Consider the following 26999-nt stretch of genomic DNA (forward strand, 5'->3'; position numbering starts at 1 on the left):
CTCTTATTCGAACAAATTCATACTTAAATATCTTTCACCTGTGTCAGGAGCTATACATAGTACTTTTTTACCTTTTCCAAGTTTTTTGGCCACCTGAATGGAAGCAAATACCGCTGCTCCAGCAGAAGGCCCCACAAATATACCTTCCCAAGATGCTAATTTTTTAAACGTGCCTACTGCGTCTTCATCACTAATTTGAATAATTTCATCATAAACACTCGTATTTAAAATTTTTGGAACAAACCCAGGACTTGTACCGACTAATTTATGTTTTCCCGGTTTTCCTCCAGATAATACAGGAGACCCTTGAGGTTCTACCACTGCAATATAAAGGTCTGGCAATGCTTCTTTTAATGTTTCACCTGTTCCTGTAATGGTCCCACCAGTTCCTGCAGTAGCTACAAAACCATCTAGAGAACCATCCATTTGTGTCAAGATTTCTTTTGCAGTTGTGAAGCGATGAATATCAGGATTTGCTGCATTTTCAAATTGTTGTGGGATAAAGCTATTGGTGATTTCCTCAGAAAGTGCTGTTGCTTTTTCAATTGCTCCGGGCATTTTTTTCTCACTCGGAGTTAGGACAACTTCCGCTCCATAAGCTTTTAATATATTTATTCTTTCTTTTGTCATGTTATCTGGCATCACTAATATTGCTTTATATCCTTTTGCTGCAGCTGCCATCGCAATACCAATACCAGTGTTTCCACTAGTAGGCTCAATAATTGTTGTAGAATCATTAATTAACCCATTCTTTTCTGCTTGTACTATCATATTGTATGCAGCTCTGTCTTTTACACTTTTAGATGGATTGAACATTTCTAACTTCACATAAACATCTGCTGCATCCTCAGGTACTAATTTATTTAATTTCACCACTGGCGTATTACCTATTAATTCAGTCATATTTTGATATATCGTCACTATATGATCCTCCCATGCACTTTATATGTACAGTTTATCAAGAGACAGATTATAATTCCAAGTATTCAACTTGTATTAAAAGATAATGAAGCCTATTCAAGTTATTATCCCAAAATATAAAGAGAAGATACTCCGTTTTAACGGAGTATCTTCTCTCAAATATCATCTAATACAATATAAGCCGCTTTAATTGGACCATGTACACCAACTACTAAATTCATTTCAATATCAGCACTATTACTTGGTCCAGTAATGAAATTTACACATGACGGAATTAAATTTCCAGCTTCAATTTCCTGATCTATTTTAGTTGTCGCCTGTGTCATACGAGGAACGATAGAACTTTTGGGAATAAGTGCTACGTAAAATTTTGGTAAGAGGCTAATAGAACGACCTTTACCTAAACTATTAAATAAAACCACTGTTCCAGATTCAGCTAGCGTGATGTCACTGTATGTTATTCCAATATCAGCTTTCTCTGCATTTTTAATACTTTCTTCAGGATTACTATCATCCCATTCAGAAAAATCGATATTATTGTTTTTTATAATAGCATCAATGCCATTTAAATACTTCTTCATCTCTTCATCACTCCAGGACACAACTGAGGTAGCCTGAAATTTCTTAATAATGCTTTCCAATACACCGTTTAATTCGTTCTTTTTTGTTTGATAAAAATCGGTATGAATTACTTTACATTGTTCCTTTAACACTTCCACCAATTCATCCTTTGATTTACCTTTTAATACGTTTTTTTGAGGGGAAACAGACCATTCAGGCTTTTCCACATGGTCTTTAACTTCAATGACACCTAAATGATTTCTAACCTTGCTTAAGAACGCATCTTTATTGTGAATTTGTCCTGCTTCCATCTACTTCCCCGCCTTTCTCTTTTTATACCAATCTCTAAATCTTTCTTTAGATGGTGCAGGCATATCTCTGATTCCTGTCCATCCTTTCATAGGACCTGGCCCCTTAGAAATAGACCCATCATGAATAAATGGTGTAGCAACAAATGGTGCCATTTTCGTAGCTATTTTATAAAGAGAGCTTGATCCAGTCAATACACCAAATCCTTGCATAGTAATTTTTTCTGCCAAGTTCCCCATTTCTCTTTCTTCCATCATATTTCTTCTATGCATAATCAATTGTTCATGAAGCGGAATTTTAACAGGACAAACCTCTGTACATGCCCCGCACAAAGAGGAAGCGTATGGCAATTCTTTATACTCCTCATCATCACCAAGTAATGGCGATAATACAGCACCAATTGGTCCAGGATAAATTGAACCATAAGCATGTCCGCCAACATGACGATATACCGGACAAACATTGATACATGCTGCACATCGAATACAATGCAATGCTTCTTGGAATTCAGTTCCCAATATTTTTGATCTTCCATTATCGACAATAACTAAGTGAAACTCTTCTGGTCCATCACCTTCTTCTTCTTTTTTCGGACCCGTTAAAGCGGTAATATAGCTTGTTAATTTTTGTCCAACTGCCGCTCTTGTTAAAAGACTTACAACTATATCTAATTCTTCCCAACCTGGTACGATTCTTTCCATACCCATAACTGTAATTTGAGTTTTAGGTAATGATGTTACCATTCGCGCATTACCTTCATTCGTCACAAGTGCAAAAGAACCAGAATTTGCGACAGCAAAGTTACATCCAGTAATACCGATGTCGGCTTGTAAAAATTCTTCTCTTAATTTTTCTCTTGCGAATAAGGCGAGCTCTTCTGGTAGTTCTGAGTTTTGATAGCCTAATCTTTCTTTAAATACATCGCGGATCTGTTCTTTATTTTTATGAAGAGCAGGAGCCACAATATGTGAAGGTGGATCATGATCATCTATTTGTAAAATATACTCCCCAAGATCTGTCTCGATTACCTCACAGCCTATATCTTCTAATGCATCATTCATTGAAATTTCTTCTGTTACCATTGATTTTGATTTTGCTATTTTTTTTGCGTCTTTCTTTTTGGCAACGTCCTGAATATATTTATTTGCCTCTTCTGCAGTTTCTGCAAAATAAACATGTCCGCCTAACTCTGCTACATTTTCACTTAGTTCGTTTAAATAGTAATCTAAATTTTCAATTGTATGTTGTCTGATTTCTTGACCAAGCGTTCTCCAGTCCTCCCAGTCACCAAGGTCCTCTGCTGCTAATTTTCGATTATTTTGCAATCTACTTTGAGCAGATTTGACAGCTCCACGCATAAAATCATCGCCAAGCCCTTTTTCAACACGATTTTTAAAGTTTTTTTCACCAATTTGCATCGGCATTATACTTCACCTCTGCTATTTAAAATTTCGGCTATATGAAATACTTGAATAGGTTTATCCTGTCTTTCAATTCTTCCACCAATATTCATTAAACAACCTGCATCTGCGCCGATTAGAACATCTGCATCTGTCGATTCGATATGCATTACCTTCTCGTCAACCATTTGCTCTGAAATCCGGTTCATCTTCACCGAAAATGTTCCTCCAAACCCACAGCAATCTTCTTTGTGCGGTAGATCAAAAAGCTCTAATCCTTTTACATTTTTTAATAACGTATAAGGTGAATCTTTTACCCCTAGTAATCTAGTCATGTGACAAGAAGTGTGATAGGTTGCTTTCGCTTTAAAGGTGGCTTCTACATCTGATATTTTTAATACATCTGTTATAAATTGTGTGAATTCAAATGTTTTCTTTTTTAATATTTCCGCTTTTTGCTTCCACTCAGGTTCATTTTCAAATAGATGGGGGTACTCATGAACCATATACGCACATGAACCCGAAAGACCTACGACGTAATCTGCATTTTCAAAAGCTTCTATCATATTCTTTGCTGACCTTTTTGTTTGTGTATGATATCCACTATTATAGGCTGGTTGCCCACAACAAGTTTGAGAAGCGGGAAAATCAACCTCACAGCCTAACCTTTCTAACAGTTCAACTGCTGCTTTGCCAGCATTTACATAGAATATATCCCCTAAACAAGTAATAAATAAAGAAACCTTCAATATAATCCGCCCCTTATAATTCAAACATGAAAGCCTTATCATTTCGCTTATATCTATCATAACATTTTCTAAAGAAACTGATGCTATTTCAAGCTTTTTATTTGGATCTTTGATATAAAAGGAATGGATAAACCAAAAATAACGGTTTATCCATCCATTTGTTTTCAAAATGTAATGTTTATTTAAAAGCGTTACATTTTGAATGACTGTTTCGTTAAAAGCATTTTTAAATTCGTTAAAAAAGCACTCATTTTTTAACGTGTGAAAGCAGCTGCTACACCACCATCAACTGTTACCATACAACCTGTTGTTTTAGCTGCTTTTGATGATCCTAAATACGCAATTGCTTCAGCGATATCTTCAGGTAAAATATTCACGTTTAAAATCGTACGTTTACGATAATGTGCTTCTAAATCATCTGTTCCAATGCCATAAGAAGAAGCTCTTTCTTTTTTCCATGAAGAATCCCATATTTTTGATCCTCTGATTACTGCATCTGGAAGAACAGAGTTAACTCGAATACCAAGTTCCCCTCCATCAGCTGCAATTGTTCTTGCTAAATGAACCTCCGCTGCTTTTGCTGTGCTATAGGCTGCAGCATTTTTGCCAGCATAAATGGAGTTTTTAGAACCGATAAACACCATGTTTCCACCGATTTCTTGTGATTTCATTAATTTAAATACTTCTCTAGCAACTAAGAAATATCCGGTTACTAACACGTTGATGTTTAAGTTCCATTGATCCATAGTGGTTTCTTCAAATGGACTTGAACTAGCTAAACCTGCATTGTTCACTAAGAGATCAATACCACCATATTTAAGGACTGACTTTTGAATTGAAGCCTGCACTTCTGCTTCGCTAGTAACGTCCATTTTCACAGCATAGGCACGATTTTCTCCGAATTGTTTGTTAATATTCTCTGCTAATTCGACCGCACCCTCTTTGTTTATATCAGCTATCACAACATGTGCACCTTCTGATACGAGGCGATAACAAGTAGCTGTACCAATCCCACCAGCACCACCAGTAACAAAGGCAACCTGACGAGAATATTCTGCTTCAGCTGGAGCTAAGCTTAACTTATAAAGCTCTAATGGCCAGTATTCTACACCGTAGGATTCTGATTCACTTAACGAAACAAATTCCCCTAAAGAAGTAGACCCTCTCATAACAGAAATAGCTCTGTGATATAAAGATTCACTCACATTTGCAGCAGTCCAGCTTTTACCTGTATTAATCATACCAAGACCAGGAATAAGAAGTACTCGAGGAACAGCCTCTACTAGCTCATCACCTTCATTTTTATTTCTTTCAAAATAGGCAATGTATTCTTCTTCATACTTAGCTAAACCATTTTTAATTTTTTCTTTTAAACCTTCTAGGTTATCAACAGATGGTTCCCAGTCAATAAACAACGGCACTCTTTTTGTATGCACGAGATGATCCGGACAGGCTGCGCCAATTTGGGATAAAGAAGGTGCATTCTCACTATTTACAAAATTAAGTACACTCTCATCATCATTATAGGTAACTAGCATTTTATTTTGCTGACTTACTTGCCCTCTAATTAAGGGTAATATTTGAGCGAAGATATTTTCTCTATCTTCAACCTTTAGAGAATCAAATTTATTGCCACCAAACAGGGCCTTTTCTTTTGCTTTCTTTTCAATATATGCCTCTGCTTCTTGAATAATAGCAATCGTTTTTTCATAAGAGGATTTTGACGTATCTCCCCATGTCACTAGCCCATGTTTTTCCATGATTACTAATTCAGCATTCGGGTTTTCCTTCACACCTTCAGCAATCATTTTTGATAATTTAAATCCTGGACGAATATATGGAACCCAAACAAAACGATCACCATAAATTTCTTTCGCTACTTCTTTTCCATTATCCGCACATGCGATACTGATGATAGCATCCGGATGCGTATGATCCACATGCTTATATGGTAAAAATGCATGTAATAGTGTTTCAATAGAAGAACGAGGATGCTTTGCATCAATCATACAATGGGCTAAGTAATTAACCATTTCCTCATCTGACATATCTTCTTTTTCCATTAAAGGTTTGATATCCTCTAGCTTTAAGCCAGTAAAATTATGCGCTTTCATGGTTGCTAAATCTGAACCACTACCCTTTACCCACATTACTTCAATATCTTCACCTTTAAAGTCTTTTTCTATAGTTTTTGAAGATGTATTACCGCCACCCCAATTTGCTACTGAACGATCTGAACCAAGTAGATTTGAACGATAAACAAGTGATTCTAACCCATTTCCTTGACTTGCCTGATTATCTTCCCAATTATTTTGTACCAATATTAATTCCTCCCCTTGTTTTATTACTGAAACAAGCATAACATATTTTTGTTTATGTTTGAATAGCTTTTTTTATTTTTATTTCATTTTTCTGATTATTTGGTTATTTATTAATACAAAAAAACTAGATCCTTTCGCTTAAAATTAGCGAATGAATCTAGGTTCATTAATACTATTGCATTGTTTTTACTATTTTGTTGCGTATATTCTATCAAGCAAATTGATTATTCTATGGTTTTCTTTATGATAAAAATAAAGGATTTGGTTTTACGTTAAATGCTTTAGCTAAATCGATCAATTGCTGATCTGTTATTTCCTGCATAATGCCTGCTGGATGAGATTTAACTAACATATAAATCTCAGCTGCTTTTTCTGCAGTTTCTATCAATCCGAATGCTTCGTTTAAAGTAGCACCAGAACCGAATATACCATGGTGTGGCCAAACCACTAATCTAAAATCTTTCATTTTTGAAGCTGTTTCTATTCCAATTTCATCTGTTCCAGGAATCATCCATGGTAAGATACCAACACCCTCTGGAAATACAACAATACATTCCGTGCACATTTTCCATAAAGTACTACTCATTTCTTTTTCAGATAATACATGGGTAAATGTCATCGCAATTAAGTTAGTAGCATGTGTGTGCATGATAACTCTATGCTCCGGATCTTCTGCAAGTCTTGCTTCATGACTCATTAAATGTGAGGATAATTCACTAGTTGGTTTTCCTTCGCCTTCAAAACCCCAAACGATTTCTGCAAAATTACCATCTTCACTAATTCTTATAATTCCTAATGTAGCAAGTGGATCCATGATAATATTTCTGAAATACTCTCCAGATGCTGTTACTAATAAATACTGATTTTTAAGTAATTCTACTTTAAAATCTAATACCATTTGTCTTTTCGGATATGCTTCAGACAGATAAGGAATAATATTTTCTTCTTTTAAAAGGTAACTAATATTACCACCATTTCTTTCGTCCCAACCCATTTTCCACATGTCTTGTGTTAATTTCATCAATTCTTGAATTTCAGGAACATTTAGTAAAATTTCATCTTTTTTGTTTATCATTTTCATTTAAATCGACCTCCTATTGATCAATCATTCACATAATATATAGCAAAAGTTTTTAAATACTATCTTCATTTCTTTATATTCTTATTATATCTTCATATCCTAAATAAATCAACACAAACAAACATTTAAGTTTTTATTTGTGTCCGTTTTGTAACAAAAAAAGAGAACCTATATAGATCCTCTTTTTGAAAGCGATTTAATGTCTTATGCTCTTTTACTTAATTCTTCTTTCTCATATTTTTTTACTTCGTCTAACCAATTCTCTTTTACAGGTACATTCATCTCTTCACAATAAAAATCCCAAATCTCTCCAAACGGATAAGTTTTAAACTCCTCCATTAACGCTAAGCGATCAGTAAAGTTTCCTTCTTCTTGAAGCTTCTTCAAATGATCGTGTGGTAATAACAACGCATATAAAAGTGATTTAAGCATATTTCTAGTACCAATTGTCCAAGCTGCTACACGATTAATACTTGCATCAAAGAAATCTAGCCCAATTAATACCTTTTCTAATGCATCGTTTCTAACAATTTCTAATCCAATTTCCCTTAATTCATCATCAAAAATTACAACATGATCACTATCCCATCTAACCGGTCTTGAAACATGTAACGCTAGCTGATTTTGAAATAGCAACATAGATGAGATTTTATTGGAAACCATTTCTGTTGGATGATAATGACCGGTATCTAGTAGGCATAGAATATTATTTTTTATCGCATAAGCCATATAAAACTCATGAGATCCAACTACATATGCTTCTGATCCAATTCCAAATAATTTACTTTCTACAGCATCTAAATTATAATTCGGATCTATTTCTTTTTGTAAAATAACATCTAAAGATTCCTTCAATCGTTTCCGCGGAGTTAATCGATCACTTGGTATATCCTTATAACCATCTGGAATCCAAATATTTGTTAAGGCAGGCGTTCCTAACTCTTTACCAAAGTAGGCACCAATTTCTCTACTTTTAATACAATGATCGATCCAAAATTGCCTTATTTCTTTATCCGGGTGAGTTAATGTTAAACCATCATCTGCTTTTGGATGTGAAAACAAGGTTGGATTGAAATCTAATCCAAGATTTTGCTTTTTCGCCCACTCAACCCAATTCTTAAAATGCTTTGGCTCTAATTCATTTCTATCTACAATTTTACCGTCTGTTTCCGCATAAATCGCATGTAAATTAATGCGATGATCCCCCGGAATTAATGACAAAGCTTTCTCTAAATCTTTTCTTAACTCTGTAGGATTTGTCGCTTTTCCTGGATAGTTTCCAGTGACGTCAATTCCACCTGATAATTCTTGTTGATCTACTTCAAATCCACCTATATCATCCCCTTGCCAGCAATGAATGGAGATAGAAACATTTTTTAACTTTTCTAGTGCCTCATCTACAGAAACACCCCACTTTTCATAGGTAGCTTTAGCTGACTTAAAATTATTATCTGTACTCATTTAAATTCCTCCTTTTACAATGCTTTACTTTTGTAATGCTTTATTTCGAAAGATTGTTGAATCATTGATTTAGCTTCTTGCTTGGTGGAAATACTTCCTTTCGCCATGAACTGAGCAACTAGGTTGCCAATTGCTGTTGCTTCTATTGGACCTGTATAAACATCTTTTTGTGAAACATCTGCTAATTTTTGATTAATGTAAGCATTTTGACTTCCACCGCCAATAATATTGATGGATTCATACTTTTTGTTTGATAAACGCTCTATTTGATTAATTGTTTCATGATAGCTTTTTACTAAACTATCGAAAATTACTTTAGCTAATTCACCAGGTGTCTCTGGTATTACTTGATTGGTTTCCTTACAATATACTTGAATTTCTTCGATCATATTTTTTGGACTTAAAAATCGATCATCATTTACATTCACGATAGAAGGAATCGTTGCACCCTTTGCTAACTCGACTAATTCTTCGTGTGAGTGGGAATCGTTCAATACGCGTTTCACCTCCTGAATCATCCACAGCCCCATAATATTTTTTAAGAAGCGAAAGTTTCCGCCTACCCCACCTTCATTGGTGAAATTATAGAGAAGAGCTTCCTCCGAGTTGATAGCTTGATCATTTTCAACACCCATTAATGACCATGTGCCTGAACTTATATAAATCGAATCTTCTGCTGGAACCGATACCACAGCAGAAGCTGTATCATGTGTCCCTGGAGCAATAACTTCCATATCAAAGCCTAGCTCTTTCTTTAAGCTTTCTGTTAACCTACCAATTGTTACACACGGTTCTGTGATCGGTAAAAACATGGAAGGATTAAGATCTAGTCGGGTTATTAACTCTTCATCCCATTGTCTTTCATCTGCTTTAACTAGCTGTGTTGAGGTTGCGTTCGTATATTCGTTTACAAGTATCCCACTCAATCGATAATGTAGATAATCAGGAATCATTAGGAAGTATTTAGCTTCATCTAACACCTTTTTCTCATGAAGTTTCATCGAATATAATTGATAAATGGTATTAAATTTCTGATATTGAATTCCTGTTCTTTCATAAAGCTCTTCTTTTTTGATATGCCGTAAAACTTCTTCCATCATCCCATCTGTTCTGTTATCTCTATAAGCTACCGCGTCTGTTATTCGTTGTTTGTTTTTATCAAGTAAAACAAAGTCTACTGCCCATGTGTCTATTCCAATTGATTGTGGAAGGAATTTTAATGTATTACACTTTTTTATTCCAGATACTATCTCTTTAAATAACAAATCAACATCCCAATATAAATGTGACTCACCTTGCTTCATTTCATTTTTAAATCGGTGTACTTCTTCTAATATTAATTTTCCATCCTTTAAAAAACCTGCAATGACTCTACCACTTGAAGCTCCAATATCTACTGCTAAGGTACATTTTTGCATAAATTCACTCCTCCATGTAAGCGGTTTATGCTTTCATTATAAAGAAGATAATAAGAATAAACTATATCCTAATTTATTTATTGTATGTCCTTATTTGCATAATTTTGAATTTGAAATAAATAAAAAAACAACAATCCTAGTAAAGGTATCATTGTTTTCGAAGCTGTTTTGGCGTTTTTCCATATTTCTTTTTAAAAATACGATAAAAATAACTTATATTTTCATAACCGACTTCTTCTGCAATTGTGGTGATGGAATAAGTTGTTTCAGCAAGCATTGCTTTTGCTACTGCTAATCGTTTTCCTTGCAAAAGTTCTTTAAATGTAGTGTTGGTTAATTTTTTTATTTGTTTACTAACCCAATAATCTGGACGATTCACTTCTACTGAAAAGCTTTGTAAGCTAGCCGTTTTATAATGTTTTTCTACATAGTGAAAGACTTCAAATAAAAATTGCTGATTAGTTGTTTCTTTCTCTTGAATTAATAAATGACTATGTTCAATTAACTCAACAATGAGGGAACCCATCATAAATTTTGCTTTGGTTTGTGAAAAGAGTGTTTTATTCAACATTTCTTCTAAAATATTTTTAAGAAGTGACTGGATAGAAGCTACATGTGCTACAGGGAAATATAAATACTCGCCTTGGTTAGACGTATCAAAAATACTATTAAGCAAAAAGGAAATGACATGATTATCTCTAAAATCATCTGTTACATTTGCAATGATATTTTCAAAAAAAGCTGGCTGAATGATAAAATTTAAAATGATATCATCATGGCTACTTGCTTTGATTTCATGCTCTATATGTTGATTTAGAAATATTAACTCACCCTTTTTTAGCGTAAGCTTCGTGTTCCCTATTTTTTGTGTTAGCTTTCCATTATAAACAAAATTCATTTCTATATAATCATGTGAATGCTTAGGGAAGTCAATATAACGTGTGTGTTTCCGAATCATTATCGAATCGTTTTCTAAAAAATTTGAGCTTTGAATGATGAAGTCTTGCGTATTTGTATATAAGTCTTTAATATTTAAAGATTTATTTTGAAGGATTGCTTTTTCTTCTTCAGTTTCATCTATTAATTTATCAAACAATAAATCAGCCATCGTTTCGAACATCTCCTTCAAAAAAATCTGAACTATAAAACAGTGACAGGAAACTAATGATTTCCTGTCACTTTGAAAGACTTATATCAATAAATGAAATAAATTTTGATCTTTATTAATTTCGATATAAGTGAATCCTTTTTTGTTCATTCGGTCAATTAAAGCGTGATAATCATTTGCTTCTTGTAATTCGATGCCAACAAGAACAGGTCCTCTATCACGATTATTTTTTTTCGTGTATTCAAATCGTGTAATATCATCTGTTTCACTTAAAACATCATCCATAAATTCTCGTAATGCACCAGCACGTTGTGGAAAGTTGACAATGAAATAGTGCTTGAACCCTTCATAGATCATAGACCTTTCTTTAAACTCCTGCATTCTGTCAATATCATTATTACCTCCACTAACAATACAAACGACATTTTTGCCTTTAATCTCATCTTTATAAAAATCTAGTGCAGAAATTGGTAACGCACCTGCTGGTTCAGCAACAATTGCATTTTCATTATATAAATCTAATAAGGTTGTACAAAGTTTTCCCTCTGGGATAACCGCAATATCATCAATAATCTCTTTAGCAATATCAAATGAAATATTACCAACTTGCTTCACACTTGCACCATCAACAAATTTATCGATTTTATCTAATTTTACAACGTGATCCTTTTCTAAAGAAGCCTTCATAGAAGCTGCCCCAGCAGGCTCTACTCCTACTACTTTAGTGTCTGGACTAATACTCTTCATGTATGAACCGACTCCAGAGATTAACCCGCCACCACCAACAGCCATAAAGACATGGGAAATAGGCTCTTCAATACAATCTAATATTTCTAGTCCAATTGTGCCTTGGCCTGTAATGGTTCGTGTATCGTTAAATGGATGAATGAATTCCATCTCATTCTCTTCACAAAATTTGATTGCCTCATCAAAAGAGTCATCAAACGTATCTCCAGTTAATCGAATATCGACGAAAGGCCCCCCGAAAAATTCTACGCGATTAACCTTTTGCCTAGGAGTTGTGCTTGGCATAAATATAACTCCTTTTACGCCTAATGCCTTACAAGAATATGCAACGCCTTGTGCGTGATTTCCTGCACTTGCACATACCACGCCATTTTCTAATTCTTTTTTAGTCAGACCCTGCATCAGGTTGTATGCTCCTCTAATTTTAAAGGAACGAACAACTTGTAGATCTTCTCTTTTTAAATATACATTGCACTGATACTTCTCTGATAATATAGCATCTTTTTGAAGTGGCGTTTTCACCACTACATCCTTTAACACTTGATTTGCAATAATGATATCTCTTACTTGAATTGGATTTACTTTTGCACTCATACTTAAGGATCCTTCCTACTTCTATAATTAGCTTTATACTAACATAAACAGAAGATTTAGAAAATAAATTTGTTAGTTTTAAATAGTAATTAGATCTATTTTAAAAGTTTTTCTATTTCATAGTTTAGCTAAATGTTGCATCTGCTTTTTTAATCCACATAACTCCATACAATAATATAGCAATTAATACGGAAATAGCTGATGCAATATAAATTTCACTATAACCAATTTTGTCAGCAATTACCCCGAAAAATATTGCACCAAAACCTACACCTAGGTCAAAGCTCGAATAAAATGTTGCATTAGCCATACCTCTGCGATTAAGAGGCGCCTCTTGAACTGCCCAAGACTGTAAGGCTGGTTGAATAGAACCAAACCCAAAACCAAAAAAGAAAGCAGCACTAACCAGCATCCATGAATTATCCATATATACTAAAATAACCATCGCAATCATGATCAAAATCGCACCAGGAATAAACACTAATTTATGACCTTTCTGGTCATATATTTTTCCTGAAACGGGTCTTGAAATCATCAAGGCAAGGGCGAAAATAGTAAAATACCACTCAATTCCTGAGATTCCTTCTTGGTTAGCGTATAGAGGTAAAAAGGTAGTGATTCCACCAAATGTCATCGTAATGAAAAATAATAATAACGCTGGTCTTAAGGCGCTTTTCTCAAATATGTCAAAGCGTTTTTCATGATGTACACTTGATTTTGTGTCTACAGGCTTGTACTTAATAAAGTAAGCTATAACAAAGGCTAGAAAACCACCAAATGCAGCTACAAAGAAAGTGATTGGAAAGTTAAAAACTTTCACAAGCAATAACCCTAACGCTGGTCCAAATGCCATCGCTAAATTCCCCGACAGACCAAAATAGCCCATCCCTTCTCCCCTTCGTTTAGCAGGGATAATATCGGTCGCAATTGTTCCTCCGGCTGTTGTAGACATGCCCCAGCCTAAGCCCTGAACAATTCTCATAAGAAATAATAGCAAAATACTCGTGATCCATATGTAGCTTCCTACAGAAATTACAAATATCAATAAACCTAAAATATATACCCATTTTCGTCCTAAGGATTCTAATAAATGACCAGATATAGGGCGAATTATTAATGCGGAAAATGTAAAAATCCCTACAATCAATCCAATTAACTGTTCATTTCCACCTAAATCATTTAGAAATAAAGGTAGCACGGGTAAGGTCATTTGAAATCCCGCAAAAATGAAAAAGTTAACGAAGCATAGTAAGATAAAATCCTTTGTCCAAATTGTATTGCTGCTATTTTCCTTCATTGCATTTAACCTTCTCTCGTTGATTAAAAACTCGCTGTAAAAGAAAACAACTACCAATTAGATAGCTGTTTTCTGAATAATTAATTCGTAAATGCTTCCGTTAATTGTGGTACAATTTGCTTCTTACGTGATACTACTCCACGTAGTAAACCTTGCTTATCTTCTAATGAGATATCGAATGCCTTTTCTACTGTGTTAATTTGCTCACCGTTTGCTATTATCACAGAATTATTCTCTAAAATATCAGTAATCACAAATAGGAATAAACTCAAGCCTCTTTCATCAATAACTTTAGCAGTAGCGTCATTAATGGCTTGTTTATTTTTTAAAACATCATTTACATCTACTGTATTAACCTGTGCTACTTCTACTTTGTGACCATTCATATCGAATTCTTTTGCATCCAAAGAAAGTAGGTCTTCCACAGTTTTATCACTTATATCTGCTCCTGCTTTCAACATAGCAAGACCATACTCATTAAGATTAATACCAGCTAACTTAGCCAATTCTTCTGCAGCAGCTTTGTCTTGGTCGGTACAAGTTGGTGATTTAAATAGTAAGGAATCAGAGATAATAGCTGATACCATTAAGCCAGCTATTTCCTTCGGTATTTTAACATCATTTTCCTTATATAATTTGTTTAAGATAGTTGCTGTGCAACCAACAGGCTCTGCACGGTAATAAAGTGGATCTTTCGTTTGGAAATTGGCAATTCTATGGTGATCAATCACCTCTAATATTTGTACTTTTTCAAGATCATCCACACTTTGTTGTTTTTCATTGTGATCGACTAAAATAACCTTATCTGTCTCTGTTGCAGCAGCTTCAATGAAACGCGGGGCTTCTACATTGAAGTAATCCAACGCATATTGTGTTTCCCCGTTTACATCTCCAAGACGAACAGCCTCTGCTTCCTCACCTAATTCATTTTTTAAATGGGCATGCGCAATGGCAGCTGTGATTGTATCCGTATCTGGATTTTTGTGTCCGAAAATTAGTGTTTTCCCCATATTATCTACTCCCTTTTATTATTTTAAGTATTTACTTATTGTACCTAAATCTGAATAAGAAATCATACGATTTAATTTATAGTCAGTTAATTATTAAATTGCATTATTTAATTTGACCTTCACCAAACAATAAATATTTGGTTGAAGTAAGTGCTTCAAGCCCCATCGGTCCTCGTGCATGTAATTTTTGTGTGCTAATTCCGATTTCAGCACCAAACCCAAATTCAAATCCATCTGTAAACCTTGTTGAAGCATTATGGTAAACTGCTGCAGCATCTACTTCATTCATGAACTTCACACGATTCATTTCATTGTTTGTAAGAATAGATTCTGAATGCTTTGTACCATAACGATTAATGTGTGATATAGCTTCTTCAACTGAAGACACCTTTTTAATGGCAATGATTTTATCTAAAAATTCTGTTTCCCAATCTTCTTCAGACGCTTCTTTTAACTGTGGATAACTATTTCGAATCGATTCATCTGCTCTTACTTCTACGTTATTCGATTCTAAAGCTTCCAATAAATGCTTAAAGTAACGCTCATCCCATGATTCATGGACAAGAACTGTTTCTATAGCATTACAAACAGATGGCCTTTGCGTTTTAGCATTAATTGCTACCTTAACCGCCATATCTTCCTCTGCTGTTTCATCAATAAAGAGATGGCAATTACCTGCTCCTGTTTCAAGGACTGGAATGGAAGCTTTTTCAACGACAGTTTGAATTAACTTATGTCCACCACGTGGAATTAAAACATCTAAATACTCATTTAATTGAAACATTTCATTGGCAGTGTCTCTGCTTGTATCCTCAATTAATTGGACAGCATTTTTAGGTAATTTAGATTTCTCTAACCCCTGATGAATAATCGATACTAGAGCTTTATTTGAGTGAATCGCAGATGAGCTCCCTCGAAGCAACACGGCATTACCAGTTTTCAAACACAGACTAGCTGCATCTACTGTAACATTTGGTCTCGCTTCATAAATCATCCCAACCACGCCTATTGGTACACGAACCTTTTTAATTTCTAAGCCATTGGGTCTATCCCAAGCTTCCATTTCATCTCCAATTGGGTCGTTAAGGTTAATTAACTGTTCTAATGCATCAGCAATATCATAAATTCGTTCTTTGGATAATAATAGTCGGTCAAGAAGCGATTCATGAAAGCCTTTTTCCTTACCATTTATGATATCCTTTTGATTTTCTTCCATAATAAAGGCACTGTTTTCCCTTAATGCATTAGCAATAAATTGTAAAGCATCATTTTTCTCTTGCGTCGTTTTCTTAGCGAGCTCATAAGAAGCCTCTTTTACCAGCTTCCCAAGGTCTTGTAGCTTATTCATACTTGTATACCTCCTTCATTGATAGAACTAAACGATCTCTGTGTATGACCTCTGGTTTTTTACCAAATGTAATTTCCATAGCCACTGCACTAATTTCACCTTTTATGCGCCTAATGTCTTCTGCTGTATAGTTAACTTGCCCTTTTGCAATCACTTGGTCTTCATAAATAATCTCAACAACATCACTTTCATTAAAATTACCAACTACATCTATAATGCCCGCTGGCAAAAGACTTTTTCCATGTACAAGTATAGCCTCTGACGCACCTTTATCGATAATAATTTTGCCCATTACCAATGAATGAAAGGCGATCCACTGTTTGTGTTTACGGAAATTAGAGGTTAAATGGTTACCAATATAAGTACCATCCCCCTTATTTTGGATGATGTCGATTAACTTTTGATCATTGGTTCCACTTCCAACAAATACTTTTACCCCTAAGGATAATGCGGTTTTAGCAGCAAGAAGCTTTGACTTCATTCCACCTGTGCCAAATTTTGAACCTGAATCAATTTTCGCTTCTTCTATTAGATCCTCACTAATGTCTTCTAAACGATCATAACGTTTAGCTGAAGGATCAAATTTAGGATTACTATTATAAAAACCATTAATATCTGTAAGCATAATGAGAAAATCTGCATGCACTAATCCGCTTACTAAAGCAGAAAGCATATCATTATCACCGAAAGTTAACTCATCAATGGCAACTGTATCATTCTCATTGATAATTGGTAATACATCTCGCTTTAATAGCTCCGTCAATGTTGTATAGGCATTGCTATAGGATAATTGAGTGGAAAACACATCTTTTGTTAAAAGTAATTGTGCTGGAATGATGTCAAAGTGCTTGAAAGCTTCCGTATAAGCTTGAATCAATAGTCCTTGACCTACAGCTGCTGCCGCTTGTTTACCAGAAACAGTGACTGGACGAGTAGGATAACCAAGGTCTTTAAAGCCTGCAGAAACAGCCCCAGAGGAGATTAAAACAACTTCATATCCTAATTCCTTCAATTTGGCAATTGCAGCAGTATGTTCTTTAATTTTAGCATGACTTAGTTGACCATTTTTTTCAGTTAAACTACTACTGCCTATTTTTACCACTATTCTTTGTTTTGCCATTGTCATCCCGCTCTCATTCACATTAATTACTCGTTATATAGTATAAAGGTGATCAGTTCTTCGAATAAAAAAAACCTCCAATCCTCATATAAGGACGGAAGATTTTTGATCCGCGGTACCACCTTAAGTTGACATAAATATGTCCCCTTACACTTTTAACGCAAGTTTACGATTAAGCATTACCTTAACAGTTCCTAGAGTAGGTTCACTAGCGAAAGCATGATAAGATTTCACAGCCTTAGAATCTTATTCTCTGACATGTTTCTACTAATTACTATTTCCAGTCATGACTTTTAATTTATCAGCATTCTAATTATAGTAAATTTTTTCAATTTTCTCAACAATTAACGTTTAAAATTTTACTTTTACTATCCAATCAAAAATATCTTCGTCTCTACCATATTGAATTCCTGTTAATGTTTCATATAAATCAAAAGAAATTTTACCAGTCTTACCATCATTAATTTCTATCTTTTTATCATTCCATGAAAGTTCACCAATTGGAGAAATAACAGCAGCAGTGCCCGCACCAAAAGCTTCTTTAAGCTCACCATTTTGTGCATATTCATATATCTCTTCCATTGTAATCTTTCTTTCCTTAACAGGTATATTCCAGTGATTTAATAAGGTTATAACTGAATTTCGTGTTACACCATTTAGTATACTTCCATTAAGCTCTGGTGTGATTACCTCATCATTAATTACGAAGAAAACATTCATGCTTCCTACTTCTTCAATATATTTCTTTTCAATCCCATCTAACCATAATACTTGTGCATATCCTTTATTAGAAACCATTTCTTGAGCTTTTAAACTAGAAGCATAATTACCAGCAGTTTTTGCCTCACCCGTTCCACCTTTTACTGCACGAACGAATTCGTTTTCTACAGCAATCCTAACAGGATTGATCCCTTCTTCATAATACGCACCTACTGGCGATAAAATTATAATAAATTGATATGTACTAGAAGGTGAAACACCTAAATAGGGTTCAGTTGAAATGATAAAAGGACGAATATATAAAGATGTACCTGGAGCATCAGGCACCCAATCTTTATCGATCTCTACTAGATTTTTGATTGCTTCTATTGCAAATTCTTCATCTATTTCTGGAATACACATTCTTTCATTTGATCGATTTAAGCGTTCCATGTTTTTGTTTGGTCTAAAAAGCTGGATATCTCCACTTTTCGTTTTATAGGCTTTTAAGCCCTCAAATACAGTTTGTCCATAGTGAAAAACGATAGCTGCGGGATCTAATTGTAAAGGTTTATAAGGAACGATCCTAGCATTATGCCATTCTTTTTGTTCACTATAATCCAAAATAAACATATGATCGGTAAAATATTTCCCAAAAGCTAAGTTATCAAAATCAGGCTTTTCTTTTTTATTTTCATTCTTTATGTAAGTAATCGTATAAGCTGACATATTCTTTTGCTCCTCATTATATATAGTTTTCTCTCAAAATAACTTATACCCTTCATTTTATTACTAATTGAATTAAAAAAACAACCTCTAACTATTAAAAAATTCTAACAATTACAGCGATTACTATTATTTAGACATAAAAAGTCTTATAATTGATGTATGAGATCGAATTAATCTGGAGGAAATCGAGTTATGAAAAATAATAATTATGATAATGCCATTCGTTTTGAAACAGCCTTTAATCGCATTCATGACAAGTTAACTGTTTTAGCTAATGAAAAAAATGAATTCGTTTCGTTTGGTGAGGTTTTACATAAAGCTAGACACCATCATATCGTTAACTATCACTATGATCTATTAAAACAGTGCAGTAAGTTAAGAAATGCATTAGTTCATCGCAAAGTAAAAAAAGACTTTTATATTGCAGAACCCCATTTAGAAATAGTACTGGAGTTAGAAGAAATATGCGAATTATTATATCAACCGCCATTAGCTTTGACTATTGCGTCAAGTCCTGTAGTAAAACACTACATTGATGATACAATTCCACATATTTTAAAATCCATTGAAAAATATAGTTACTCTCAGTTTCCTATATACGATAAAAATGGTTTTTGTGGGCTTATCACAGAGGGAGGACTAGCTAAGTGGTTTGCGAAAAACATGCAAGATAAGCAAGTTATGTTAAAAAACACTACTGCTGCTCATGTATTAGCATGTGAAAAGAAACATAATGTCGGTTTTTTATCCAAAACTGCTACCATTTATGATTTAGAAGCAATATTTGAAGCCAGTCTATCAAATAATCAAAAATTAGAAGCTGTTATCCTAACAGAAGATGGCCTATCACAAGAGAGACCAATGGGTATAATATCTGCTTGGGATTTAGTTAAAATAAAACCGACTACCTTGTCTATTATTAGTCATATTTGAGAAAGTAAAAGAAAGAAGCTGCTCACAAATAAGCAGCTTCTCTTTTTTTACTATGCATTCACAACTGAAGGCAAAGCACTCTCACCCATTAAATAACCGTCTACTTGATGTGCAACTTCCCTACCTTCATTAATTGCCCAAACAATCAAACTCTGCCCTCTTCTTGAATCACCGGCAGCAAAAACTCCATCTACATTCGTTCTAAAATCACCATATTCTGCGTCGATTTTTTTTGAGGTAGCGGATACAGAGAACTCTTTTATAATTGCATCTTCTGCTCCTTCAAAACCAATCGCAATAAATACTAACTGAGCTGGCCATACTTTTTCTGTTCCTGGAATTTCTTCAAATACAAAGATCCCATTTTCATCACGAGTCTTTTTCATTTCAATCGTGTGAAGTGATTCTAATTCACCGTTTTCATCCATGACAAATTTCTTCGTTTGGATGGAGTATTGACGAACATCCTCGCCAAATTTAGCTTTAGCTTCTTTGTGCGCATACTCCAAGCTGAATACTTGCGGATATGCAGGCCACATATTTTCACTACCTCTTTTTACAGGTAATTGAGGGTGCTTACCAAATTGCGTTATGCTTTTAGCACCTTGTCTTAAAGCAGTTGCGATACAGTCTGCACCTGTATCTCCTCCACCAATAACAATAACATCTTTTCCAGCTGCATCTAGACCTTCATTATTAATCTTTTTATCTAATAAATTTTTAGTCGAAATTGTTAAATAGTCCATTGCATAGTGGATACCCTTAGCTTCTCTTCCTTCAATTGGAAGGTTTCTATGCTTTTGCGCTCCAGTACATAAAATGACAGCATCATTTGAATTTTTCAATTCGTCACCTGTAACATCTTTTCCAATTTCCGTGTTTACGATGAAATTAACTCCCTCATCTTCCAATAATTTCACACGTCTAGCCACTACGTCTTTATCTAATTTCATATTTGGAATACCGTAAGTCAATAAACCGCCAGCACGATCTGCTTTCTCATAAACCGTAACGGTATGACCTGCTTGATTTAATTGATCAGCTGCAGCTAACCCTGCTGGTCCTGACCCAATAATAGCAATCTTTTTACCAGTACGTATTTGAGGTATACGTGGAGTGATCCAACCTTCCTCAAAGCCTTTATCAATAATTGCTTGCTCAATATTCTTAATCGCAACAGCAGGCTCTGAAATAGCCACTGTACAAGAACCTTCACAAGGTGCTGGACACACTCTTCCCGTGAACTCCGGAAAATTATTTGTTTTAAGCAATCGATCAAGCGCTTCTTTCCATTGCTCTTTATAAACAAGATCATTCCATTCTGGAATCAGGTTATAAACCGGGCAACCAGAAGTTGCCCCATCTATTTCCATTCCAATATGACAAAATGGAGTACCACAATCCATACATCTTGCACCTTGCCTTTTCATCATATCATCTGAAAAAGGCGTGGAATATTCTTTCCAATCTTTAATTCGCTCATTTGGATCACGCTCAATTGTCTCTTCTCGCTCTATCTCCATAAATCCAGTTGCTTTCCCCATGTAATTGGACTCCTTTCTTTACTTAATATTAGATGTCTGTTTCTCTTTATTAGGAATCATTTTATTTTCTTTTTTAGCGACAAATGCATTTAATAAAGCATCATTATTTGAATCTCCTTGCTCTTCATGCCAAGCAATTTGCGCTAACATGTGTTTGTAATCGGTTGGAATTACCTTTACGAAATACTGCTGTTGTTCCTTCCAATTATTTAAAGCTGTTGCTGCTTTACCGCTATTGGTATAGGAATAATGTTTTTCAAGCATGCTTTTCACTTTTTCTATATCTTGCTCTTCACTTAATGGAGTAACTTCCACCAATTCCATATTGCATAATTTTGCAAAGCTTTCTTTATCTCTAACCATGACATATGCTTCTCCACCTGACATACCTGCTGCAAAGTTTTTACCAACTTCACCTAAAATCAAGATACGACCGCCAGTCATGTATTCACATCCATGGTCACCTACACCTTCTACAACGATGTTTGCACCACTGTTTCTAACTGCAAATCGTTCTCCAGCGAACCCGTTAATATACGCTTCACCGCTTGTTGCGCCATAAAACGATACATTACCAGCTATTACGTTGTGACCAGCATCTATGGACGATTCTTTAGGTGTTTTAACAATGATTTTACCACCTGATAGTCCTTTACCTACATAGTCATTTGCATCACCTGTAAGGTTTAATGTCATACCCTTAGGAACAAAAGCTCCAAAGCTTTGACCGGCTGAACCATGGAAATTAAGCTTTATCGAGTCTTCTGCTAACCCATCTTCCCCATATAATTTAGAGATTTCACTTCCAACAATGGTTCCTGCCACACGATTTGTATTCTTGATTTTAAAGCTCGCTTCAATTTTTTCTTTATTTTTAATCGCGTGCTCAACCTTAGGCAATATCTCTTTAATATCTAGTGACTCATCAATTTTATGATTTTGTTTTGTTTTATTTACTCTTCCGCCCTCTGGCTGATATAGCAAGGTTCTAAGATCGAGATGTTTGGCTTTCCAGTGTTGTTTTGCACGTTCGCTCACTTCTAGAACATCCGTTCTTCCAACCATTTCATCAATTGTACTAAAGCCAAGTTCAGCCATGATTTCGCGCATTTCCTCTGCAACAAAGTACATATAATTCACAATGTGTTCTGGTTGGCCTGTGAATTTCTTTCTAAGCTCTGGATCTTGTGTTGCCACACCAACTGGACATGTATCCATATGACAAACACGCATCATCACACAACCTAAGATAACTAATGGCGCTGTAGCAAAGCCATATTCCTCTGCTCCTAATAATGCTGCCATTACAACATCTTTTCCGGTTAATAATTTTCCATCAGTTTCTAATATTACACGCTCTCTCAGACCATTAAGCATAAGTGTTTGGTGTGCCTCAGCTAATCCAAGCTCCCAAGGTAATCCGGCATGTTTAATACTTGTCTTAGGCGAAGCCCCAGTACCTCCGTCATAACCAACTACAGAAATAACATCAGCACTACCTTTAGCAACCCCTGCTGCGATTGTTCCTACACCAGATTTTGCTACTAATTTAACACTTATTCTTGCATGACGATTTGCATTTTTTAAATCGTGAATTAATTGCGCTAAATCCTCTATTGAATAAATATCGTGATGTGGAGGTGGTGAAATCAAATCTACACCAGGTGTTGAACCTCTAACTTCTGCAATCCAAGGATACACTTTATTCGCAGGTAGCTGACCACCTTCACCCGGCTTTGCACCTTGAGCAACTTTAATTTGTAATTCTTCAGCATTTACTAAATAGTGACTGTTTGCTCCAAATCGACCAGAAGCTACTTGTTTAATTGCGCTTCTTCTTAAATCTCCATTTGCATCTTTCTTAAATCGGTTCGGATTCTCACCGCCTTCACCACTATTACTTTTCCCACCGATACGGTTCATTGCTATCGCTAAAGCTTCATGAGCTTCTTGACTTATCGATCCATAAGACATGGCACCAGTTTTAAAGCGTTTCACAATGGAATCAGCAGACTCAACTTCATCAATCGAGATGGAATTCGATTTTTTAAATTCAAATAAGTTTCTTAAAAAGCCAATTCTTTCTTCATTAGCAGCTTTAGAGAACTGTTTGAAAAGTTTATAATCTCCTCTTCTGCTCGACCATTGTAACAAGTGAATAGTGGTTGGATTAAACGCATGGTGCTCTCCAGTCTTACGCCACTGAAAATCACTACCAGGTTCTAATGATTGCTGATATCCTTCTAAATAAGCATCATGATGAAGTTTCTTTGTTTCCTCTTCAATGACATCTATCGTTATACCGTCAATTTGGGAAGCAGTCCCAGTGAAATATTTTTTTATAACTTTTTTACCAATTCCAACTGCCTCAAATATTTGTGCACCACGATAACTTTGTACAGTAGAAATACCCATTTTGGACATAACTTTTACAATACCTTCTGTCACACTATCAATATAGTTATCTACAATTTGACTAACAGACAAAGAAATATTTCCTTCTTCTTTCTGATTTGCTAATGTTTCAAATGCTAAATAAGGATTTACAGCGTCTACACCATATCCTAATAAAGTAGCAAAATGATGCACTTCTCTTGTTTCTCCACTTTCAGCTATAATACTAGCTTTCGTTCTGATTCCTTCTTTTACTAGATATTGATGCAATCCACTTACTGCTAATAATGCTGGAATTGCCATTTTATTTTGATTAGTATTTTTGTCAGAAATAATAATGATGTTTGCACCATTGTCTATTGCTGTTTTTGCTTGTGAAAATAAGTGATCAAGTGCATTTTCTAAATTTTCCTCAAACACTGATTCTATTTTTTTAGCTTTAAAGCCTATATATTTATTATTTTCGATATCCTTTAATTGCTGATTAGATAAGACTGGTGAATTTAATTGCAGTCTTTTACAATTTTCGCTTGAAGGATGAAGTATATCTCCTTCTGTACCTAGCCACGTTAAAGTAGATGTAACGATTTGCTCTCTATAAGAGTCTATCGGTGGGTTGGTAACCTGAGCAAATAGTTGTTTGAAATACAAAAATAAACTTTGCGGGCGTTCTGATAATACTGCCAGTGGCATATCATTCCCCATAGCACCAATTGGGTCTTTTCTTTTTTCTACAAGTGGAATCAAATATTTTTCAAGATCCTCTGTTGTATAACCAAAAGCCTTTTGTTTTAATAATAAGTCATCACTAATATCTATTTTGGCATTAGAATGATCTTCATCTAATAGCACGACTTTCTCATCTAACCAATCTTGATATGGCTCTTCATTGACCACTTCTTTTTTCATTTCTTCGTCAGAAATAATCCGTCCTTCTTCTAAATCCACTAATAACATTTTGCCAGGGCTTAAACGTTCTTTTAGTAAAACATTCTCCTCTTCTACTTCAATTACCCCAACTTCAGATGAATAAATGATATAATCATCTTTAGTAACGTAATATCTGGCAGGTCTTAATCCATTACGATCTAATATCGCACCGATTTGTTTGCCATCTGTAAAAGTAATAGAGGTTGGCCCATCCCATGGCTCCATCAAGCAGCTATGGTATTCATAAAAAGCTCTTTTTTGTGCCGACATATGAGGATTATTTTCCCATGGTTCTGGAATCAACATCATAGCAGCGTGAGCCGGCTTTCTTCCAGCTAGCGTGAAAAATTCAAGTGCGTTATCAAGCGTTGCTGAGTCACTACCGTCATCGTGTAATATTGGTAAAACTTTATTTAAATCATCACCAAATGCATCCGATACAAATTGCTTTTCTCGTGCACGCATCCAGTTCACATTACCTTTCATCGTATTTATTTCACCATTATGAATTAAATAACGATTTGGGTGTGCTCTTTCCCAGCTCGGGAAAGTATTTGTACTAAACCTTGAATGAACCAGTGAAAAGGCTGATTCAAATGATTCGTCTTGAAGATCTAAATAAAATTCATCTACTTGAGTAGGAGTTAATAATCCTTTATAAATTATCGTTTTATTTGATAAACTAGCGAAATAAAAACGGTATTCTTTTTTTATCGCCCAGTTTTCAGCTTGTTTGCGAATAATATACAATTTACGTTCAAAATCAATTTCAGTTTTAATATCATCTGCAGCTTGGATAAAAACCTGTTTAACTGTAGGTAACGTTTCTTTAGCTGTTTTACCGATATTTTCACCATCTACTGGTACATTACGCCAACCAAGAAGAACTTGACCTTCTTGCTCAATTAATTCATTTACTTTACTTTCAAATTCAGCTTGGTGTTGTTCATTTTTAGTCATGAATAACATACCAACGCCATAACGTCCATTTGCTGGTAATGTAAATTCGGTACAAACTTTTCTAAAATATCTATCAGGAATTTGAACCATTAAACCTGCACCATCACCAGTGTTTGGATCGCTCCCTTGCCCACCACGGTGATCTAATTGGCATAACATGTTTAAACCTTTTTTTACTATAGCGTGTGTTTTTTTACCTTTTATATGTGCATACAATCCTATTCCACATGCGTCATGTTCGAAATCAGGATGATATAAGCCTTGTGGGCCTGGTATTTTACTGTATGTCATATATGTCGCCCCCATTCTCAATATATACTGTTAAGGTGTCTAATACTATTGTAATTTTTATTATCAATCTAAACAATATATAATTAACATGATAATGATCTACTTTTGATATAAATAATGAGGTGAAGTCATGGAATTAAGACAATTAAGATATTTCGTAGAAGTGGCAGATAGAGAACACGTATCAGATGCCGCTGCTGAATTACATGTAGCTCAGTCCGCTATAAGCAGGCAAATCGCGAATCTTGAAGCAGAATTAGGGGTTCAATTGTTTGAAAGAGAGGGCAGAAATGTAAAGTTAACGCATATTGGGAAAATATTTTTAACTCATACAAAAACAGCATTAAAAGCAATTGATCATGCAAGAAAACAGGTAGATGAATATATCGATCCCGAAAGAGGTTCGATTAAAATAGGTTTTCCAACTAGTCTTGCCAGTAATCTACTGCCAACAGTGGTATCTGAATTTAAAAAGAAACACCCAAAAATAGGCTTTCAATTACGTCAAGGTTCTTATAATTTTCTTATTGAATCTGTTGAGAACCGAGAAATTGATATTGCTTTTTTAGGTCCGGTGCCTACCGAACATAGCGATATTATTGGAGATATTCTTTTCACTGAAAATTTTTATGCACTGGTTCCTAGCTCGCATCCGTTAGCAGAGGAAAGTAGTGTAGATCTACGGGATTTACACGATGAGTCATTTGTCCTTTTCCCAGAAGGATATGTTTTACATCAACTTGTGATTGATGGATGTAAACAAGCAGGTTTTATGCCTAAGGTAACCTCCCAAGGTGAAGATTTAGATGCTATCAAGGGGTTAGTTGCGGCGGGTATTGGGATCACATTATTGCCCGAAAGTGCCTTTAACGATTTGAATCCGTATTACAGCGCAAAAGTTGCGCTTCATAGTCCGGAATTAAAACGAACAGTGGGGATAATCATTCCTAAAAATAGAAAATTAGCCCCATCTGAGCAAGTATTCTACGAATTTGTTAAAGAATTCTTCTCTATATTGCAAAGATTTCAATAAATAGCGATCAAAAAAAGTAGACACTAATTTAAGGTGTCTAC

General features: G+C 34.9%; 19 protein-coding genes and 1 other annotated feature. Of the genes, 2 read left to right on the top strand and 17 right to left on the bottom strand.

The annotated features are described in order from the left end of the window. Positions 1-3: 3 nt before the first annotated feature. The 15 genes from cysK to DFR57_RS15475 form a co-directional block, all read right to left on the bottom strand. Positions 4-903 carry a cysteine synthase A gene (cysK, locus tag DFR57_RS15405; RefSeq protein ID WP_425450976.1) on the bottom strand — a complete coding sequence of 300 codons (900 nt, stop codon included), beginning with the start codon at positions 901-903 and terminating at the stop codon, positions 4-6. 173 nt (positions 904-1076) lie between these two features. Beyond that, on the bottom strand, positions 1077-1793 hold the full coding sequence (locus DFR57_RS15410; protein WP_114354115.1) for a LutC/YkgG family protein: 717 nt from the start codon (positions 1791-1793) through the stop codon (positions 1077-1079). Next, on the bottom strand, positions 1794-3215 hold the full coding sequence (locus DFR57_RS15415; protein ID WP_114354116.1) for a LutB/LldF family L-lactate oxidation iron-sulfur protein: 1422 nt from the start codon (positions 3213-3215) through the stop codon (positions 1794-1796). It abuts the gene before it with no gap. Then, positions 3215-3940: a (Fe-S)-binding protein gene (locus DFR57_RS15420; RefSeq protein ID WP_114354117.1), complete on the bottom strand. Its 726-nt coding sequence runs from the start codon at positions 3938-3940 to the stop codon at positions 3215-3217. The genes DFR57_RS15415 and DFR57_RS15420 overlap by 1 nt, the downstream gene beginning before the upstream one ends. 254 nt (positions 3941-4194) lie before the next feature. Beyond that, positions 4195-6261, bottom strand: coding sequence for a bifunctional aldolase/short-chain dehydrogenase (locus tag DFR57_RS15425; RefSeq protein WP_114354118.1), 2067 nt, complete (start codon positions 6259-6261; stop codon positions 4195-4197). A 241-nt stretch (positions 6262-6502) separates the two neighbouring features. Further along, positions 6503-7336: a rhamnulose-1-phosphate aldolase gene (gene rhaD, locus DFR57_RS15430; protein ID WP_114354151.1), complete on the bottom strand. Its 834-nt coding sequence runs from the start codon at positions 7334-7336 to the stop codon at positions 6503-6505. A 210-nt stretch (positions 7337-7546) separates the two neighbouring features. Next, positions 7547-8803 carry an L-rhamnose isomerase gene (rhaA, locus tag DFR57_RS15435; protein ID WP_114354119.1) on the bottom strand — a complete coding sequence of 419 codons (1257 nt, stop codon included), beginning with the start codon at positions 8801-8803 and terminating at the stop codon, positions 7547-7549. Between the two features lie 14 nt (positions 8804-8817). Beyond that, positions 8818-10221, bottom strand: coding sequence for a rhamnulokinase (gene rhaB, locus DFR57_RS15440; RefSeq protein WP_114354120.1), 1404 nt, complete (start codon positions 10219-10221; stop codon positions 8818-8820). Positions 10222-10369: 148 nt separating this feature from the next. Further along, positions 10370-11329, bottom strand: coding sequence for an AraC family transcriptional regulator (locus tag DFR57_RS15445; RefSeq protein WP_114354121.1), 960 nt, complete (start codon positions 11327-11329; stop codon positions 10370-10372). 81 nt (positions 11330-11410) lie between these two features. After that, positions 11411-12670: a threonine ammonia-lyase IlvA gene (gene ilvA / locus DFR57_RS15450; protein ID WP_114354122.1), complete on the bottom strand. Its 1260-nt coding sequence runs from the start codon at positions 12668-12670 to the stop codon at positions 11411-11413. A gap of 124 nt (positions 12671-12794) precedes the next feature. Then, positions 12795-13967 carry an MFS transporter gene (locus DFR57_RS15455; RefSeq protein ID WP_114354123.1) on the bottom strand — a complete coding sequence of 391 codons (1173 nt, stop codon included), beginning with the start codon at positions 13965-13967 and terminating at the stop codon, positions 12795-12797. Between the two features lie 80 nt (positions 13968-14047). Further along, a complete protein-coding gene (locus DFR57_RS15460) occupies positions 14048-14977 on the bottom strand; it encodes a manganese-dependent inorganic pyrophosphatase (RefSeq protein WP_114354124.1) in 930 nt (309 codons plus the stop codon). 103 nt (positions 14978-15080) lie between these two features. Beyond that, the gene (locus DFR57_RS15465) at positions 15081-16325 is read right to left on the bottom strand and encodes a glutamate-5-semialdehyde dehydrogenase (protein ID WP_114354125.1); all 1245 of its coding nucleotides are present in this window, start codon (positions 16323-16325) and stop codon (positions 15081-15083) included. Next, positions 16318-17445, bottom strand: a complete 1128-nt coding sequence (gene proB / locus DFR57_RS15470) for a glutamate 5-kinase (RefSeq protein ID WP_114354152.1) — start codon at positions 17443-17445, stop codon at positions 16318-16320. The genes DFR57_RS15465 and proB overlap by 8 nt, the downstream gene beginning before the upstream one ends. A gap of 87 nt (positions 17446-17532) precedes the next feature. Further along, positions 17533-17742 (bottom strand) — a binding site (T-box leader). 54 nt (positions 17743-17796) lie between these two features. Next, a complete protein-coding gene (locus DFR57_RS15475) occupies positions 17797-18873 on the bottom strand; it encodes a branched-chain amino acid aminotransferase (protein ID WP_114354126.1) in 1077 nt (358 codons plus the stop codon). 192 nt (positions 18874-19065) lie between these two features. Between DFR57_RS15475 and DFR57_RS15480 the strand changes: the two genes are divergently transcribed. After that, entirely contained in the window at positions 19066-19806 is a 741-nt protein-coding gene (locus DFR57_RS15480; RefSeq protein WP_114354127.1) for a CBS domain-containing protein, read from the top strand. A gap of 50 nt (positions 19807-19856) precedes the next feature. Here DFR57_RS15480 and gltD read toward each other — a convergent pair whose 3' ends face one another. Further along, positions 19857-21350 carry a glutamate synthase small subunit gene (gltD, locus tag DFR57_RS15485; RefSeq protein ID WP_114354128.1) on the bottom strand — a complete coding sequence of 498 codons (1494 nt, stop codon included), beginning with the start codon at positions 21348-21350 and terminating at the stop codon, positions 19857-19859. 18 nt (positions 21351-21368) lie between these two features. Continuing rightward, entirely contained in the window at positions 21369-25925 is a 4557-nt protein-coding gene (gene gltB / locus DFR57_RS15490) for a glutamate synthase large subunit (RefSeq protein WP_114354129.1), read from the bottom strand. Positions 25926-26055: 130 nt separating this feature from the next. Between gltB and gltC the strand changes: the two genes are divergently transcribed. After that, the gene (gltC, locus tag DFR57_RS15495) at positions 26056-26958 is read left to right on the top strand and encodes a glutamate biosynthesis transcriptional regulator GltC (RefSeq protein WP_114354130.1); all 903 of its coding nucleotides are present in this window, start codon (positions 26056-26058) and stop codon (positions 26956-26958) included. Positions 26959-26999 lie beyond the last annotated feature (41 nt).

Source organism: Saliterribacillus persicus (assembly GCF_003337485.1).
GTDB lineage: Bacteria > Bacillota > Bacilli > Bacillales > Amphibacillaceae > Saliterribacillus > Saliterribacillus persicus.

Excerpts from the sequence above, each read along its gene's own strand:
- cysK (WP_425450976.1), bottom strand. The coding sequence starts at position 903 with ATGACTGAATTAATAGGTAATACGCCAGTGGTGAAATTAAATAAATTA.
- DFR57_RS15410 (WP_114354115.1), bottom strand. The coding sequence starts at position 1,793 with ATGGAAGCAGGACAAATTCACAATAAAGATGCGTTCTTAAGCAAGGTT.
- DFR57_RS15415 (WP_114354116.1), bottom strand. The coding sequence starts at position 3,215 with ATGCCGATGCAAATTGGTGAAAAAAACTTTAAAAATCGTGTTGAAAAA.
- rhaD (WP_114354151.1), bottom strand. The coding sequence starts at position 7,336 with ATGATAAACAAAAAAGATGAAATTTTACTAAATGTTCCTGAAATTCAA.
- rhaA (WP_114354119.1), bottom strand. The coding sequence starts at position 8,803 with ATGAGTACAGATAATAATTTTAAGTCAGCTAAAGCTACCTATGAAAAG.
- rhaB (WP_114354120.1), bottom strand. The coding sequence starts at position 10,221 with ATGCAAAAATGTACCTTAGCAGTAGATATTGGAGCTTCAAGTGGTAGA.
- DFR57_RS15445 (WP_114354121.1), bottom strand. The coding sequence starts at position 11,329 with ATGGCTGATTTATTGTTTGATAAATTAATAGATGAAACTGAAGAAGAA.
- ilvA (WP_114354122.1), bottom strand. The coding sequence starts at position 12,670 with ATGAGTGCAAAAGTAAATCCAATTCAAGTAAGAGATATCATTATTGCA.
- DFR57_RS15455 (WP_114354123.1), bottom strand. The coding sequence starts at position 13,967 with ATGAAGGAAAATAGCAGCAATACAATTTGGACAAAGGATTTTATCTTA.
- DFR57_RS15460 (WP_114354124.1), bottom strand. The coding sequence starts at position 14,977 with ATGGGGAAAACACTAATTTTCGGACACAAAAATCCAGATACGGATACA.
- DFR57_RS15465 (WP_114354125.1), bottom strand. The coding sequence starts at position 16,325 with ATGAATAAGCTACAAGACCTTGGGAAGCTGGTAAAAGAGGCTTCTTAT.
- proB (WP_114354152.1), bottom strand. The coding sequence starts at position 17,445 with ATGGCAAAACAAAGAATAGTGGTAAAAATAGGCAGTAGTAGTTTAACT.
- DFR57_RS15475 (WP_114354126.1), bottom strand. The coding sequence starts at position 18,873 with ATGTCAGCTTATACGATTACTTACATAAAGAATGAAAATAAAAAAGAA.
- DFR57_RS15480 (WP_114354127.1), top strand. The coding sequence starts at position 19,066 with ATGAAAAATAATAATTATGATAATGCCATTCGTTTTGAAACAGCCTTT.
- gltD (WP_114354128.1), bottom strand. The coding sequence starts at position 21,350 with ATGGGGAAAGCAACTGGATTTATGGAGATAGAGCGAGAAGAGACAATT.
- gltB (WP_114354129.1), bottom strand. The coding sequence starts at position 25,925 with ATGACATACAGTAAAATACCAGGCCCACAAGGCTTATATCATCCTGAT.
- gltC (WP_114354130.1), top strand. The coding sequence starts at position 26,056 with ATGGAATTAAGACAATTAAGATATTTCGTAGAAGTGGCAGATAGAGAA.